Raw genomic sequence first — 14873 nt, 5'->3', positions numbered from 1 at the left:
TCCATGGCCGCACTTCTCGTCATGGGCAGGGCAAAGTCAGAGCTGGCTGGCCAGCCGCGTGCCTTGCGCAATGGCGCGTTTGGCGTCCAACTCGGCCGCCACGTCGGCTCCGCCGATGACATGCGCGGGGATGCCTGCCGCCGCGAGTGCGTTGGCCAGCGCGCGGTTCGGTTCCTGTCCGGCACAGATCACCAGATTGTCGACCGGCAGCACCTGCGGCTTGCCGTCGACCGTGATGTGCAGGCCTTCGTCATCGAAACGCTGGTAGCCGATGCCACCGAGCATGGTGACGCCCTTGTGCTTGAGCGTGGCGCGGTGGACCCAGCCGGTGGTCTTGTTGAGCCGGGCGCCGGGGCGGCCTTCACTGCGCTGCAGCAGCCAGATCTCGCGCGCTGGCGATTCCGGCGCGGCCGGTTGCAGGCCGGCGCGGTGGGTCAGTTGCATGTCCACGCCCCATTCGCGGGCCCAGCGCGGGATGTCGGTGGTGGGTGAAGGCGCGCGTTCGACCAGGAACTCGGCCACGTCGAAGCCGATGCCGCCGGCCCCGATGATCGCCACGCGGGCGCCCACGGGACGGTCATGCGCCAGCACGTCGAGATAACTCAGCACGCGCGGATCATCGCTGCCCGGGAATTGCACCACCCGCGGGGTGATGCCGGTGGCGATCACCACCTCGTCGTAGCCGCCTTCGCGCAGGGACTCCATCGTGGCCGTCTGGCCGAGGCGCAGTTCCACCCCGGTATCGGCCAGTTGATGGCGGAAGTAGCGCAAGGTCTCGTGGAATTCTTCCTTGCCCGGAATCCGCTTGGCGTAGTTGAACTGGCCGCCGATGTCGTTGGCGCGATCGATCAGGCTGACCGTGTGTCCGCGTTCGGCCAGTGTGGCCGCGCAAGCCATGCCGGCCGGGCCGGCGCCGACCACGGCGATGCGTTTGCGCGTGGTCGCCGGGGTGATGGTCAGCTCGGTTTCATGACAGGCGCGCGGGTTGACCAGACAGCTGGCGCGCTTGTTCTGGAACACGTGGTCGAGACACGCCTGGTTGCAGGCGATGCAGGTGTTGATGCGGTCGGCGCGGTCGTTGCGCGCCTTGTTCGCCCAGTTCGGGTCGGCCAGCAGCGGGCGCGCCATCGACACCATGTCGGCTTCGCCGCCGGCCAGGACGGATTCGGCCACCTCGGGCATGTTGATGCGGTTGGTGGCGACCAGCGGGATCCCCACTTCGCCCTTGAGTTTCTTCGTCACCCACGCGAAACCGGCGCGCGGCACGCTGGTGACGATGGTGGGGATGCGGGCCTCATGCCAGCCGATGCCGGTGTTGATGATGCTGGCGCCGGCCGCCTCGATGGCCTTGGCCAGGGTGACGATTTCCGCCCAGTCCTGGCCGCCCTCGACCAGGTCCAGCATCGACAGGCGGTAAATGATGATGAAGTCGCGGCCGACCGCTTCACGCGTGCGCCGCACGATTTCGGTGGCAAAGCGCATCCGTCGTGCGGCGTCGCCACCCCAGGCATCGTTGCGCTGGTTGGTGCGCGCGGCGATGAACTGGTTGATCAGGTAACCCTCCGAACCCATCACCTCGACGCCGTCGTAGCCGGCCTCGCGGGCCAGTTTCGCGCAGCGCGCGAAATCGTCGATGGTGCGCTCCACGCCGCGCGCGGACAGCGCACGCGGGGTAAATGGCGTGATCGGCGACTTCAGTTTCGATGGCGCCACCGACAGCGGGTGGTAGCCGTAGCGGCCGGCGTGCAGGATCTGCATGCAGATGCGACCGCCTTCGGCATGCACGGCATCGGTGAGCTTGCGATGGCGTGGCTTGTGCCAGGGCAGAGTGAGGCGTCCGCCGAACGGTTTCAGCCAGCCCTGGATGCTCGGTGCAATGCCGCCGGTGACCATCAGCCCCACGCCGCCGCGCGCGCGCTCGGCGAAGTACGCCGCCAGCTTGTCGAAATCGCCGGCCTTGTCTTCCAGGCCGGTGTGCATCGAGCCCATCAGGATGCGATTGGGCAGGGTGACGTGGCCCAGGTCGAGCGGGGCGAACAGATGCGGGTAGCTCATGGCGTGACCGTGTTCAAACGATCGTATGAATGTGCCGGGGTGCCGGGACAAAAGCAAGCACCCCGTATCGTCCGCCGTGGATCCGGCAGCTCAAGGCGGTGCACGGGAATGTTGTCCGCAGGGCGCGGTGCCCGGCCGCTGACCGTGCCGGAAATGTTTCGTTCGATCAGATACCTGGGCGTGGATGTTGAAGTCGACGCGAAGGTGGCGTTCAGGCCAGCAGTTGTCGTACCAGGTCGATATAGCGGCGCATGGCTTGATCGGCCGGCATGCCGCGCAGCGTGGCCCATGCCTCGTGCTTGGCGGTACCGACGAAATCGAAGAAGCCGGGGCGCTCCTGGCAGGCATCGCCCTCCGCGCCCTGCTTGTACAGCGCATAGAGCTTGAGCAGGGTGTCGTTGTCGGGACGCTCGCCGAGACGCTTGACGTCGATGGCCGCCTGCTCGAATTCGCGCTGGAGATCGTTCGTGGGCAACGTAGGGAACCAGCAGATGGGTCAGGCAGGCGAGGCCATGCGCGCCTCCGGTCGAGACAGCGGGTTAAGATAGCAGACTCTTTCGATTTGACTGGAGCCCGCATGAGCCCGAACCCGTCCGCCCCGGTACTGACCATCGACGGACCCTCGGGATCAGGCAAGGGGACCGTGAGCCGGCTGGTGGCCGAACAACTCGGCTGGCGGTTGCTGGATTCCGGCGCGCTGTATCGCGCGGTCGGTTATGCCGCCGGGGCCGCCGGGCTGGACCTGTCCGACGCCGAGGCGGTGACGCGTTGCGCGCTGGCCACGAAAATCCGCTTCCACGCAGCCGCTGACGGAGGCGATACGCGGGTGCTGGTCAACGGGCATGACGCCACCGACGAATTGCGCACCGAAACCGGCGCTGCGGCAGCCTCCGCGATTGCCTCGATTCCCTCGGTGCGTCAGGCACTTGTGGAGCTTCAGCTGGGTTTTCGCAAGCAGCCCGGGCTGGTGGCTGACGGGCGCGACATGGGCACCGTGATCTTCCCCGATGCGTCGTTCAAGGTGTTTCTCACCGCCAGCGCCGCCGAGCGGGCGAAAAGACGCTATAAGCAGTTGAAGGAAAAGGGACTCACGGTTACACTTGGCGGCCTTCAGCGCGAAATTGAAGCGCGTGACAGCCGTGATGCATCACGGACGGTCGCGCCGCTCAAGCCCGCCGCGGATGCAGTTCTGGTGGACACCACCGGCATGCCCATCGCGGAGGTGGTCGCCAAGGTTCTCGCCGTCGTGCAGCGGTAACGATGCACGGCGGTTTCGCGCCCCTGCCACGGCGGGGGTTTTGGTCAACGGTGCCGAGGGGCTTCCCGCCAAGGGATTTTCCGAGACACCCACAACCGGTGGGCCGTTCCGCCTGCACGCGCCAATCGAACAGCGTGCATTCGGGGAGACGGTCTTTTCTCATTCTGGAATCAACATGACTGAAAGTTTTGCCGAACTGTTTGAACAGAGCCAGAGCGCCATCGCCAAGCTCAAGCCCGGCGCCATCGTCACCGGCATCGTGGTGGAGATCCGCAACGACGTCGTCGTCATCAATGCGGGCCTGAAGAGCGAAGGCATCGTCCCGATCGAGCAGTTCAAGGACGAGAAGGGCGAGTTGGAAGTGCAGGTGGGCGACGAGGTGAAGGTTGCCCTCGATGCCCTGGAAGACGGCTTCGGCGAGACCAAGCTCTCCCGCGAGAAGGCCAAGCGTTCCATGGTGTGGGACACTCTGGAAGACGGCTTCGACAAGGAAGAGACCGTCACCGGCATGATTTCCGGCAAGGTCAAGGGCGGCTTCACCGTCGACATCAAGGACGTTCGCGCGTTCCTGCCCGGTTCGCTGGTGGATGTGCGCCCGGTGCGCGACCCGGTGTACCTCGAGGGCAAGGAACTCGAGTTCAAGATCATCAAGCTGGACCGCAAGCGCAACAACGTGGTGGTCAGCCGCCGCGCCGTCGTCGAGACCGAGTTCTCCGAGGAGCGCGAGAAGCTGCTTGAGCGCCTGGTCGAGGGTGCCGTCGTCAAGGGTGTGGTCAAGAACCTCACCGATTACGGCGCATTCGTGGACCTGGGCGGCATCGACGGCCTGCTGCACATCACCGACATGGCGTGGAAGCGTGTGCGTCACCCGTCCGAAGTGGTCAACGTCGGCGATGAGCTGGACGTGCGCGTGCTGAAGTTCGACCGCGAGCGCAACCGCGTTTCGCTGGGCCTGAAGCAGCTGGGCGACGATCCGTGGGTGAACATCTCGCGTCGTTACCCGGTCAGCAGCCGCATCTTCGGCAAGGTTTCCAACGTCACCGATTACGGCTGCTTCGTCGAGATCGAGCCGGGCGTGGAAGGCCTGGTGCACGTGTCCGAGATGGACTGGACCAACAAGAACGTCAACCCGGCCAAGGTGGTTCAGGTCGGCGACGAGACCGAAGTGATGGTGCTGGACGTGGACGAAGAGCGTCGTCGCATCTCGCTGGGCATCAAGCAGACGCGTTCCAATCCGTGGGAAGCGTTCGCCGCCATGCACAAGAAGAACGACAAGGTCTCCGGTCAGATCAAGTCGATCACCGACTTCGGCATCTTCATCGGCCTGGACGGCGGCATCGACGGTCTGGTGCACCTGTCCGACATCTCCTGGCAGGTGTCCGGCGAAGACCTCGTGCGCAACTTCAAGAAGGGCGACGAGATCGAGGCCGTGGTGCTGGCGGTGGATCCGGAGCGCGAGCGCATCTCCCTCGGCATCAAGCAGATGGAGCAGGATCCGTTCGGTCAGTTCATGGCAGCCAATCCGCGCGGCACGATCGTCAACGGCACCGTCAAGGAAGTCGATGCGAAGGGTGCAGTGATCGACCTGGGCGAGGGCGTGGAGGGTTACCTGCGCGCCAACGATATCGCCAAGGAGCGTATCGAGGATGCCACCCAGCATCTGAAGGTGGGCGACAAGGTCGAGGCCAAGTTCACCGGCATGGATCGCAAGGGTCGCCAGCTGGCGCTCTCGATCCGCGCCAAGGACGAGGCCGACGTGCAGGACGCCATGGCCGAGTATGGTTCCGCCAATGGCGGTGCCACCACCAAGCTTGGTGCACTGCTGCAGGAACAGCTCAACAAGGCTGACTAAGGCCATGCCTGGCATGGGGCGGTGTTGCGCCGCCCCATGCCGTTTCATGTCACGGACATTGGGGACCCATGACCAAATCCGAACTGATCGAGGCGCTGGCACGGCGCCAGACCCATCTTGCGTTTGGCGATGTCGAGCTGGCGGTCAAGAGCGTGATCGAGCAGATGAGCCACGCTTTGGCGCATGGTGAACGCATCGAAGTACGCGGCTTTGGCAGCTTCGCCCTGCATTACCGGCCACCGCGCATGGGACGCAATCCCAAAACGGGCGAAGCCGTGGCGCTGCCCGGCAAGCATGTGCCGCATTTCAAGCCGGGCAAGGAACTGCGCGAACGCGTGAACATGCACCTGGAGCAGACGGCCGACTAAGGGCCTGTTCCAGCCAGACGAAACGAGGCAGGCGGCGACAAGCCGGTCCTGCCTTCTTTTTTGCCTGAAGATCGTGAATGGCCACCCATCGGAAGCTGGCAGTGCCTGTGCCGTTCGACGGCAATCGGTTAAAGTCATCCGATGCGACCGATCGTGATCCTCATCCTTCTGCTTTTCATTGCCGCTGGGGTGGTGCTGGGTGCGCTCAACGCCGACCTGGTGAACTACGACCTGGGCTTCGCCCGGTTGCAGTTGCCCAAGGGCGCGGCGCTGCTTGGCGCACTCGTCATCGGCTGGCTGCTGGGCGGCCTGACCGCATGGCTGGGCGTGTCGTCGAAACACCGCCGGCAACGCCGGCTGCAGGCGCGCAAGCGCGATCCCAAGGCGTCGGCTGACGCATGACTCCGATCTACCTGTTGGCCCTGCTGATTCCCGCGGCCTTCATCAGCGGCTGGTGGACGGCGCGCCGGGCCGGTGCGCGGCGCTCGGGAGCGCGCGTGAGCGAGCTGTCTTCGGACTATTTCCGCGGCCTGAACTATCTGCTCAACGAGGAGCAGGACAAGGCCATCGAAGTCTTCCTGCGCCTGGCCGAATACAACCGCGATACCGTCGAAACGCATCTGGCATTGGGTAACCTGTTTCGCCGTCGCGGCGAAGTCGATCGTGCCATCCGCCTGCACCAGCACCTGGTGTCGCGCCCCGGCCTGACCGAGGCGATGAAGACGGTAGCCCTGCTCGAACTGGGCGAAGACTACATGCGTGCGGGCCTGCTCGATCGCGCCGAAACACTGTTCTCCGACCTGGTGGCGATGAATGCGCACGCGCCGTCGGCCTTGCGTCACCTGATTGCGATCTACCAGCACGAGCGGGACTGGCACAAGGCGATCGAGCATGCGCGTCGGCTGGAGGCGATGGCCGGCGAGGACGAGTCGACCACCATCGCCCAGTTCTATTGCGAACTGGCCGAGCAATCGCGCCAGCATGGGGCACGAGCCGATGCGCGCGAGTACCTGAAGCAGGCGTTCGAGTGTCAACCCGAGTGCGTGCGCGCCTTCATGCTCACCGGCCGCCTGTATATGGATGAGGGCCGCCAGGCCGACGCCGTGGATGCCTACGAGCAAGCGGTGAACGCCGACATCGCCTTCGTCCCGGAAATCCTTCCACCGTTGCTGGATGGCTATGCACGCTCCGGCCAGATGGAGCGTGCGGAACGGTTCCTTTGCGACATCCTGGCCCGCTACAACGGTATTTCCCCGGTACTGGCACTGACCCGGCTGTACCAGCAGCGCGATGGCGAGAAGCCGGCCATCGAATTCCTGACCTCGCAGTTGCGCCAGCGGCCTTCGGTGCGCGGCCTGATGGCCTTGATCGATGCCACCATGGACAAGATCCAGGGCGAGGCGCGCGAGAACTTCCTGATCCTGCGCGACCTGACGCGCAAGCTTCTGGAAGGGCAGGCGATGTACCGCTGCAGCCGTTGCGGCTTCGGCGCCAAGGCACATCACTGGCAGTGCCCGAGCTGCAAGAACTGGAGCACGATCCGCCCGATCCACGGCGTTGCCAACGAGTGAGGCGCTGATGTCACCTTTCGTGCTGGCGATAGGGATGGTGCTGGCATCGCTGCTGCTGTCGGCTGGCGTGGTGCGCGCGGCCATCGGTTATGCGCATCGTCGCGGCATGCTTGATCAGCCGGGCTATCGTCGCTCGCACACCGTGCCCACGCCGCGTGGCGGGGGCGTCGGCATCGTGGCTGCCGTGCTGGTGACGGTGCCGGCAAGTCTGTATCTGCTACCCCAGGCATGGCCCGTGACGGTGGTCATCGGGCTGGCCGTGGCCTTTGCGCTGGTGGCCCTGGTCGGCTGGCTGGACGACCATCATTCGCTGCCGATCCTGCCGCGATTTGGCATCCAGTTGATTGCCGCCGCGCTGTTTTCGGGCCTGCTGCTGGCCAGCGGTCTGTCATGGGGGTGGTGGGCGCTGTTGATCCTGGCCGGGGCCTGGAGCGTCAACCTGCACAATTTCATGGACGGCATCGATGGCCTGCTGGCGCAGCAGGGCATCTTCGTGGCCAGCGGGCTGGGCGTCATCGCATGGCTGGTCGGACAGCCGGCCTTGTGTGCGGCATGTGCCTGTACGGCAGCGGCCTGTCTCGGCTTCTGGCGCTACAACGTTTCGCCGGCCCGCATTTTCATGGGCGATGCGGGAAGCGGTAGCCTCGGTTTGCTGCTGTTCATGCTGATCGCCATGCTGTGGCGGATCGAGCCCCGTTTGCTCTGGCCGGCCTTGATTCTCTGTTCAGCCTTTGTCGCAGACGCCAGTCTAACCTTGTTGAGCCGGATGCAACGTCGACGCCGCTGGTATAGTGCGCACCGCGAACACCTTTATCAGTGGATGGTGAGAAAGGGCTGTTCGCATACAGGGGGTGTTGCGCGTTATCTGGGATGGAATCTCCTGGTAGCGTTGCCGTTGGCGGCAGCTTCCCTGTTTGTCCCAGGGATGGCGTTGCCGTTCTGCGTCGTGGCCTACCTGGCTGCGGCAGCAACATGGCTGGCGCTGAAACGCCGACTCTTGCGGCGCAATCTGCACAAGGCTCGTCATGTCGCTCCGTAAAACCATCGGCATCGTCCACCCTCGTGTCGCCATCATTGCGCACGACCTTCTGATGACAGCGCTGGCGTGGTGGGCGGCGAAGGAACTTCGCTACGCGCTGGATCCCTCGCTGCAGATCGGCTTCGCCCAACTGGAATTTCCGGTGGTGCTGGCGGTGCAGGGGCTGATCTTTGCCTGGACCGGCCTCTACAAGGGCGTGTGGCGCTTCGCCAGCCTGCCGGACCTGTGGAACATCCTGCGCGCCGCGGTGCTGGGCGCGATTGCCATCTATCTCGCCCTGTTCGTCTACAACCGCCTGGATGGCGTGCCGCGTTCGGTGCTGCTGCTGTATCCGTTCGTGCTGGCGATGTGCCTGGGTACCCCGCGCGTGGCCTATCGCGTATGGAAGGATAGCCGTCTGGCCTTGTTCCCGAACCAGGGAGGGCAGCGCGTGCTGATCCTGGGGGCGGAAAGCGCAGGCGAGGCCCTGTTGCGGGACCTGCAGCGTGACGCCCGCTACGCGGTGGTCGGTTTCGTGGATGATCGACCCAGCCTGCGCGGTGCCCGCATCAACGGCTGCCCGGTACTGGGCTCGCTGGAGCAATTGCCCGACGTGGCGCGCGAGGCAGCCGTGCAAATGCTGCTGATTGCCTTGCCTGCGGCCAGTCCTGCCGACGTGCGGCGCGTGGTCGAACTGTGCGACGGCACAGGCCTGCCTTATCGCACCGTGCCCAAGCTGGAAGACGTCGTCGCCGGGCGCGCGCAGTTCAACGAGATCAAGGAAGTGGCCATCGAGGACCTGCTCGGCCGGGATACGGTCGAACTGGACTGGACGGCCATTCGCGAAACCCTGACCGGGCGCCGCGTGCTGGTGACCGGGGGTGGTGGCTCGATCGGTTCGGAACTGTGCCGTCAGGTGGCGCGACTGGGCGCGCATTCGCTCACCGTGGTCGAGCGCAGCGAGTACAACCTGTACAAGATCGGGCGTGAATTGCGCGCTGCCTACCCGGAAATGATCTTCAACGGGATCCTCGCCGATTGCGGCGACGAGGTGGCGATGCGCCGATTGTTCGCCGAAACCAAGCCGCAGGTAGTGTTCCACGCGGCGGCCTACAAGCATGTGCCGATGCTGCAAGGGCAACTGCGTGCCGGTTTCCGCAACAACGTGCTGGGCACGCGCATCGTGGCTGACCTGTCCGATCGCTACGGCGTGGAATGCTTCGTGCTGATTTCCACCGACAAGGCCGTCAACCCGACCAGCGTGATGGGCGCCTGCAAGCGCATCGCCGAAATCTGGTGCCAGAATCTCAATGCGCATTCGGCCACGCGCTTCATTACCGTGCGCTTCGGCAACGTGCTCGATTCGGCCGGCTCGGTGGTTCCGCTGTTCCGCGAACAGATTCGCGGTGGTGGCCCGGTCACCATCACCCATCCGGAAATCTCGCGCTATTTCATGACCATCCCCGAGGCCAGCCAGTTGATCCTGCAGGCCGCGACGCTGGGCGAGGGCGGCGAGATCTTCGCGCTGGACATGGGCGAGCCGATCAAGATCCGCGACCTGGCCGAGCAGATGATCCGCCTCGCCGGCAAGAAGCCCGGCAGCGAGATCCCGATCGTCTACACCGGTTTGCGCTCCGGCGAAAAACTGTTCGAGGAACTGTTCCACCCGCTGGAAAACTACACCGCGACGCGGCACGCCAAGATCTTTCTGGCGCAGCATCGCCAGGTGTCGTGGGAGTTGCTGCAGGTGCAGTTTGCCAAGGCCGCCGAGGCGGTCGTGGAATTCGATGAAGACCATTTGCGGCAATGCGTATCCGGCCTGCTGCCCTCGTTCCGCTGGAGCGATGCGGTGCAGCCGGACAACGTGATCTCGATGCGCCGTCATGAATCAGGAGAAAGTGTGTGAGCAAACCGTTGCGCAAGGTGGTGTTCCCGGTAGCCGGTCTCGGCACGCGCTTCCTGCCGGCCACCAAGGTGGTGGCCAAGGAAATGTTGCCGGTGCTGGATCGGCCGCTGATCCAGTACGCCGTGGACGAGGCGGTGGATGCCGGCGCCGACACATTGATTTTCGTCACCAATCGCTACAAGCACGCCATTGCCGATTATTTCGACAAGGCCTATGAGCTGGAAGCGAAACTGGAAAAAAAGGGCAAGGACGAATTGCTGGCGTTGGTGCAGGGCACCTTGCCGCGCAACGTGCGCGCCATCTTCGTGACCCAGCCGGAGGCACTTGGCCTCGGCCATGCGGTGCTGTGCGCCAAACCGGTGGTGGGTGACGAACCATTCGGCGTGGTGCTTCCCGATGACCTGATCTGGAACAAGGGCCATGGCGCCCTGCGCCAGATGGCCGAGCTGGGCGACGCCGAACAGGCTGGCGTGATCGCGGTGGAAGAGGTGCCGCACGACCAGACCGACAAGTACGGCATCGTCGACGCGGAACGCATCGACGAACGCAGCGCACGCATCCGTTTCATGGTGGAAAAGCCGAAGCCGGCCGACGCGCCGTCCAACCTCGCGGTGGTGGGCCGTTACGTATTGCCCGGTCGCATCTTCCAGTTGCTCGAACAAACCACGCCGGGCGCCGGCGGCGAGATCCAGCTGACCGATGCCATCGAAGCCTTGCTGAAGGAACAGGGCAAGGTGCTGGCCTATCGCTTCGAGGGCACGCGCTTCGATTGCGGCAACAAGGCTGGCCTGGTGCGCGCCACCATGCACATGGCGATGCAGGATCCGGCCCTGGCGCCGACTGTGCGCGAGTTCGTCAGCCAGCTCTGAGCTGACGACCCGCCTCGGGTGGCGTTGTGTGCCACCCGGCAGGCTCGCCGGATTCGGTGGCGCGATGGATCGCGCTATGCTCGACTGTCGCCCGGTCCATTCACCTCACCCATGAAGCAGCCACCGGTTCCTTCGTACTATCGCGCCACGGCCACGCCGTACGCACCGCATGCGCCCCTGCAAGGGCGGCATGAAGCGCGCGTGGTCGTCATCGGTGGTGGTTATGCCGGTCTCAATACCGCATTGGGTCTGGCGGAGCGTGGCGTGCGCGACGTGGTGTTGCTGGAGCGCGAACAGGTCGGTTTCGGTGCCTCGGGTCGCAATGGTGGCTTCGTCTTCGCCGGTTATTCGCTGGGCGAACAGGCCCTGCTTGATCAACTGGGCGAGGCCCGTGCGCGGGCCTTGTTCGGATTGACCACGGCAGCAGTGCAGCGCATCCGCGAACGCATCGCCACCCATGCCATTGCGTGCGATGCAGTGGACGAAGGCGTGATCTGGGCCAACTGGTTCCGTGATCCGGCCGTGTTGCGCCGACGCCAGCAATTGCTGGCCGAGCACTACGACACGCACTGGGAATGGCTGGGGCAGGATGAACTGCGCGAGCGCATCCGCAGCCAGCGCTATGCCGACGGTCTGTACGAACGCAACGCCTTGCACCTGCATCCGCTCAACTATGCCATTGGCCTGGCGGCCGCGGCGGTCGGGCAGGGCGTGCGCATCCACGAGAACAGCGAGGTCTGGCGCCTGCGTCGCGAAGGCGCGCATTGGTGCCTCGATACGCCGCACGGTGAGCTGCAGGCCGAACAGGTGGTGCTGGCTTGTGGCGGCTATCTGGCCGGTTTGAATCGGACCATCGACCGCTCGGTCCTGCCGATTGCCACTTACGTGATGGCCACCGAGCCGCTGGGCGATCGTCTGGCGGATTGCCTGCGCACGCGTGCGGCGATCTATGACACCCGCTTCGCCTTCGACTATTACCGCCCACTGCCGGATACGCGGCTGTTGTGGGGCGGACGCATCTCCATTCGCAATCGCTCGCCGCATGCCGTGCAGCGCTTGTTGCGGCGGGATCTGCTGCGCGTGTTTCCGCAGATGGATGGTGTAAAGATCGATTACGCCTGGTCCGGCCTGATGAGTTACGCGCGGCACCAGATGCCGCAACTCGGCAGCGATGGCCAGGGATTGTGGTGGGCGCAGGCCTTCGGTGGCCATGGCCTGGCGCCCACCTGTGCCGCCGGCGAGTTGCTGGCCGCGGCCATTGCCGAGGGTGACGAGGGCTGGAAACAGTTTGCCGATTACGGCCTGGCCAGCACGCACAAACCGCTGGGTTTTCTCGCCGCGCAGGCCAATTACTGGTGGCAGGAAGGCAATGACTGGTTGAAGACGAGACTGGAAGGATGAACCACACAATGACGCAGACAGACTTCGCTGAAATCAGCTGGCACGATTTCGAAAAGGTATTGATCGTGGCCGGTACCGTGGTGAAGGCGGAAGCTTTCCCCGAAGCGCGCAAGCCGGCGTGGAAGGTATGGGCGGACTTTGGCCCTTACGGCGAAAGGAAAACCAGTGCGCAGATCGTCGCCCTGTACAGTGCCGAGGAACTTGTCGGCCGGCAGATCGTGGGCGTGATCAATTTTCCGGAGAAACAGATCGGCCCGTTCCGTTCGCAGTTCCTGCTCACCGGCTTTCCCACCGACGAAGGCGTGGTGCTCACCGCCATCGAGCGCCCTGTGCCGAACGGTACGCGACTGGCCTGAGAGTCTGTTCACGATCTTTCCCTGTTGAACGGGCGCCTACGAGTGGCTCCCGCATCGGAAAGATGAGGGCATGAACGAGATCGTGGGCAGGCTCTGAGTGGCCGCCCGGCGTGTTGCCATGAAATGGCCATTCGATGGCTACGGGTTTTGCTTGCCAGGTCATTCCGCGAGCAGTGATGCGGCCCAGCATGGAGGGTCCTGTCTTTCCGTGGAGTGCACTGTGGCACGATCCGCTCGATTTCTTCTCGCGATGGCATTGCTGTCGATGGCCGGCGCCAGCATGGCGATGGACGCCAGCTGGAGCCAGCCGCGGAAACCCTTCCGCATCTACGCCAATACCTGGTACGTCGGCTCGGAGGGGTTGAGCGCGATCCTGATCACCTCGTCGCAGGGGCATATCCTGATCGACGGGACGCTGACCCGGAATGCACCGATGATCGAGACGAACATCCGTGCTCTCGGGTTCCATCTGCACGATATCCGCGTGATCCTGAATTCGCATGCCCACCATGACCATGCCGGGGCCATCGCCGCACTGGCGCGGGACAGCGGTGCGCGCGTCGTTGCCAGCGTCGAGGGTGCACGCGAACTGGAGGCCGGCGGCAACGATCCTGGCGATCCGTTGTATGGGGATGTGCCGCGCTATCCTGCCGTCGCGCATGTGGAAACGGTGCGTGATGGAGGTGTCGTACACGTCGGACCGTTGGCCGTCGCAGTGCATGACACGCCGGGCCACACACCGGGGAATGTTTCGTTCACCTGGCACTCGTGCGAGGGTTCGCGTTGTCGGGCGATGGCGTATGTCGGAAGCCTCACCGCGATCGGTCGCCCGGGATACCGTTTCAGTGCACACCCGCAGGTGGTGGCGTCATTTCGGCATTCGTTCCGGACGGTGGCGGCGTTGCCGTGCGACATCCTGCTGACGCCGCATCCTGACGCCATCGACTTCATGGCCAAGGTGGCTGCGCGTGATCGTGGCGTGCGGCCTGATCCACTGGTCGATGCCGATGCCTGCAAGCGCTTCGCGGCTTCAGCAAGCCGCGCTTTCGATGCAGTGCTGGCGAAGGAACGTGCGGTGCACTGAACCGGGTTACGCCTCAGCGCCCCAGCCATACCTCCAGCCCTTGCGCGTTCAACTCGATGTCCATGCCGATCAGCTCGCCCAGCGCCTCACGGCCTTTCGTCCAGCCGTGGGCGGCGGCGCGGCCGGCATAGAAATTGGCCAGATCGTCGAGCAGGACGGCATGCCGATCATGCTTGCTGTTGGCCGCCAGCGCGATGGCCACCATCGCATCGATCTGCGTATGCAGGTCGGCGGCGAGCCGTTCAACGTCTTCCACGCGGCCGTAATGGGTCAGGTACATCGCCGCGGGGTTCAATGCGAGCAGGCGATGGATCGAGGCGTGCAGGGCCTCGGGATCGAACTGCACCGGTGAGGTGGTCGGCAGGATGAACGGGCCGTTCGCGGTGTCGAAATCACGATAGGACAGGCCGAACACGTCGCCGGTGAAGCACACGTTGTTGCGCACGTCGTGCACGGTGTTGTGGTGGCGTGCATGGCCCGGGGTGTCCAGGCAGCGCAGCGTGCGTCCGGCCAGGTCCACCTCGTAGCCGTCGGTTGCCTCGATCACGCGTTCGGCGGGAATCGGTTTCAGCCGGCCATAGGTTTTTTCCATCACCTCGTCGCCATACACCGCACTGGCACCGGCCCACAGTTTCGAGGGATCGATCATGTGCCGCGCGCCACGCGGATGCACCACCAGTTTCGCGTTCGGCAATTGCGCGATCAGCTCGCCCGCGCCGCCGGCATGGTCGAGGTGCACATGGGTGAGGATCAGCCAGTCGACCTGGGCTGGCGTCAGCCCGGCCTTGTCCAGCGCCGCCAGCATGCGCGGTACCGAATGGTTGGTGCCGCAATCGACGAAGGCGCCCCGACCGTTTTCCACCAGCAGATAGGCCGCGTCGAAATGCGGGCGCACGAAACCGGTGTCGATGGTGATGATGTCGGGTAGGGACATGGTCTGCTCGCACATGGGTGAAAGACGAGGATAACAAGGCCAACTGAACCCGAGTGGAGAGTAAGGATTGGCGATAAGTCGAATATCCGCCGTAGCCCGTGCGCGCCTGGTCGGCCCGGCTTGCGTACAAAACCCAAACGACGGTATCTTTCGTGGAGTACGTTTAGATCGATTTAAATTATCCGTTGAAGAGCTGCGGCT

14 protein-coding genes are annotated in these 14873 nt (G+C 64.4%); 11 read left to right on the top strand and 3 right to left on the bottom strand.

What is annotated here, in order from left to right; genetic code table 11:
• Window positions 1-36: 36 nt before the first annotated feature.
• Together AB7849_RS09855 and AB7849_RS09850 are read right to left on the bottom strand one after the other, a co-directional pair.
• A complete protein-coding gene (locus AB7849_RS09855) occupies window positions 37-2055 on the bottom strand; it encodes an NADPH-dependent 2,4-dienoyl-CoA reductase (RefSeq protein WP_008212830.1) in 2019 nt (672 codons plus the stop codon).
• 211 nt (window positions 2056-2266) lie between these two features.
• Window positions 2267-2530 (bottom strand): acyl-CoA-binding protein, encoded by a 264-nt coding sequence (locus tag AB7849_RS09850; protein WP_008212831.1) that lies wholly within the window; start codon window positions 2528-2530, stop codon window positions 2267-2269.
• 102 nt (window positions 2531-2632) lie between these two features.
• Here AB7849_RS09850 and cmk point away from each other — a divergent pair, with 102 nt between their 5' ends.
• The 11 genes from cmk to bla all read left to right on the top strand — a co-directional run bounded on the left by cmk (window position 2633) and on the right by bla (window position 13738).
• Entirely contained in the window at window positions 2633-3313 is a 681-nt protein-coding gene (gene cmk / locus AB7849_RS09845; RefSeq protein ID WP_008212832.1) for a (d)CMP kinase, read from the top strand.
• Window positions 3314-3488: 175 nt separating this feature from the next.
• Window positions 3489-5165 carry a 30S ribosomal protein S1 gene (gene rpsA, locus AB7849_RS09840; protein ID WP_369501017.1) on the top strand — a complete coding sequence of 559 codons (1677 nt, stop codon included), beginning with the start codon at window positions 3489-3491 and terminating at the stop codon, window positions 5163-5165.
• A 68-nt stretch (window positions 5166-5233) separates the two neighbouring features.
• A complete protein-coding gene (locus AB7849_RS09835; protein ID WP_008212834.1) occupies window positions 5234-5533 on the top strand; it encodes an integration host factor subunit beta in 300 nt (99 codons plus the stop codon).
• A gap of 141 nt (window positions 5534-5674) precedes the next feature.
• Complete coding sequence (locus AB7849_RS09830) at window positions 5675-5935, top strand: LapA family protein (protein ID WP_008212836.1); 261 nt, start codon at window positions 5675-5677, stop codon at window positions 5933-5935.
• Window positions 5932-7104, top strand: coding sequence for a lipopolysaccharide assembly protein LapB (gene lapB, locus AB7849_RS09825; protein WP_008212838.1), 1173 nt, complete (start codon window positions 5932-5934; stop codon window positions 7102-7104). Before AB7849_RS09830 ends, lapB begins: the two co-directional genes overlap by 4 nt.
• A gap of 7 nt (window positions 7105-7111) precedes the next feature.
• Window positions 7112-8143, top strand: coding sequence for an MraY family glycosyltransferase (locus AB7849_RS09820; RefSeq protein WP_037100447.1), 1032 nt, complete (start codon window positions 7112-7114; stop codon window positions 8141-8143).
• Window positions 8130-10028 (top strand): polysaccharide biosynthesis protein, encoded by a 1899-nt coding sequence (locus AB7849_RS09815; protein WP_008212841.1) that lies wholly within the window; start codon window positions 8130-8132, stop codon window positions 10026-10028. The genes AB7849_RS09820 and AB7849_RS09815 overlap by 14 nt, the downstream gene beginning before the upstream one ends.
• Window positions 10025-10897: a UTP--glucose-1-phosphate uridylyltransferase GalU gene (gene galU, locus AB7849_RS09810; RefSeq protein ID WP_008212843.1), complete on the top strand. Its 873-nt coding sequence runs from the start codon at window positions 10025-10027 to the stop codon at window positions 10895-10897. Before AB7849_RS09815 ends, galU begins: the two co-directional genes overlap by 4 nt.
• A 111-nt stretch (window positions 10898-11008) precedes the next feature.
• A complete protein-coding gene (locus AB7849_RS09805) occupies window positions 11009-12298 on the top strand; it encodes an NAD(P)/FAD-dependent oxidoreductase (protein ID WP_008212846.1) in 1290 nt (429 codons plus the stop codon).
• Entirely contained in the window at window positions 12295-12654 is a 360-nt protein-coding gene (locus AB7849_RS09800; protein ID WP_369501016.1) for a tRNA-binding protein, read from the top strand. The genes AB7849_RS09805 and AB7849_RS09800 overlap by 4 nt, the downstream gene beginning before the upstream one ends.
• A gap of 250 nt (window positions 12655-12904) precedes the next feature.
• Entirely contained in the window at window positions 12905-13738 is an 834-nt protein-coding gene (gene bla, locus AB7849_RS09795; RefSeq protein WP_008212851.1) for a subclass B3 metallo-beta-lactamase, read from the top strand.
• Between the two features lie 13 nt (window positions 13739-13751).
• On the opposite strand, the gene AB7849_RS09790 is transcribed toward bla, so the two are convergent.
• Window positions 13752-14672: an MBL fold metallo-hydrolase gene (locus AB7849_RS09790; RefSeq protein ID WP_008212853.1), complete on the bottom strand. Its 921-nt coding sequence runs from the start codon at window positions 14670-14672 to the stop codon at window positions 13752-13754.
• Between the last annotated feature and the right edge of the window lie 201 nt (window positions 14673-14873).

This window comes from Rhodanobacter sp. FW021-MT20 (assembly GCF_041107475.1).
In the GTDB taxonomy this organism is placed as follows: domain Bacteria; phylum Pseudomonadota; class Gammaproteobacteria; order Xanthomonadales; family Rhodanobacteraceae; genus Rhodanobacter_A; species Rhodanobacter_A glycinis.
Note: the sequence above shows the minus strand (reverse complement) of the source record. Positions and strands in the feature narration are given on the sequence as shown.

What these genes read in the sequence shown, in the direction of transcription:
- AB7849_RS09855 (WP_008212830.1), bottom strand. Translation starts at nt 2,055, where the DNA reads ATGAGCTACCCGCATCTGTTCGCCCCGCTCGACCTGGGCCACGTCACC.
- cmk (WP_008212832.1), top strand. Translation starts at nt 2,633, where the DNA reads ATGAGCCCGAACCCGTCCGCCCCGGTACTGACCATCGACGGACCCTCG.
- rpsA (WP_369501017.1), top strand. Translation starts at nt 3,489, where the DNA reads ATGACTGAAAGTTTTGCCGAACTGTTTGAACAGAGCCAGAGCGCCATC.
- AB7849_RS09835 (WP_008212834.1), top strand. Translation starts at nt 5,234, where the DNA reads ATGACCAAATCCGAACTGATCGAGGCGCTGGCACGGCGCCAGACCCAT.
- AB7849_RS09830 (WP_008212836.1), top strand. Translation starts at nt 5,675, where the DNA reads ATGCGACCGATCGTGATCCTCATCCTTCTGCTTTTCATTGCCGCTGGG.
- lapB (WP_008212838.1), top strand. Translation starts at nt 5,932, where the DNA reads ATGACTCCGATCTACCTGTTGGCCCTGCTGATTCCCGCGGCCTTCATC.
- AB7849_RS09820 (WP_037100447.1), top strand. Translation starts at nt 7,112, where the DNA reads ATGTCACCTTTCGTGCTGGCGATAGGGATGGTGCTGGCATCGCTGCTG.
- AB7849_RS09815 (WP_008212841.1), top strand. Translation starts at nt 8,130, where the DNA reads ATGTCGCTCCGTAAAACCATCGGCATCGTCCACCCTCGTGTCGCCATC.
- AB7849_RS09805 (WP_008212846.1), top strand. Translation starts at nt 11,009, where the DNA reads ATGAAGCAGCCACCGGTTCCTTCGTACTATCGCGCCACGGCCACGCCG.
- AB7849_RS09800 (WP_369501016.1), top strand. Translation starts at nt 12,295, where the DNA reads ATGAACCACACAATGACGCAGACAGACTTCGCTGAAATCAGCTGGCAC.
- bla (WP_008212851.1), top strand. Translation starts at nt 12,905, where the DNA reads ATGGCATTGCTGTCGATGGCCGGCGCCAGCATGGCGATGGACGCCAGC.
- AB7849_RS09790 (WP_008212853.1), bottom strand. Translation starts at nt 14,672, where the DNA reads ATGTCCCTACCCGACATCATCACCATCGACACCGGTTTCGTGCGCCCG.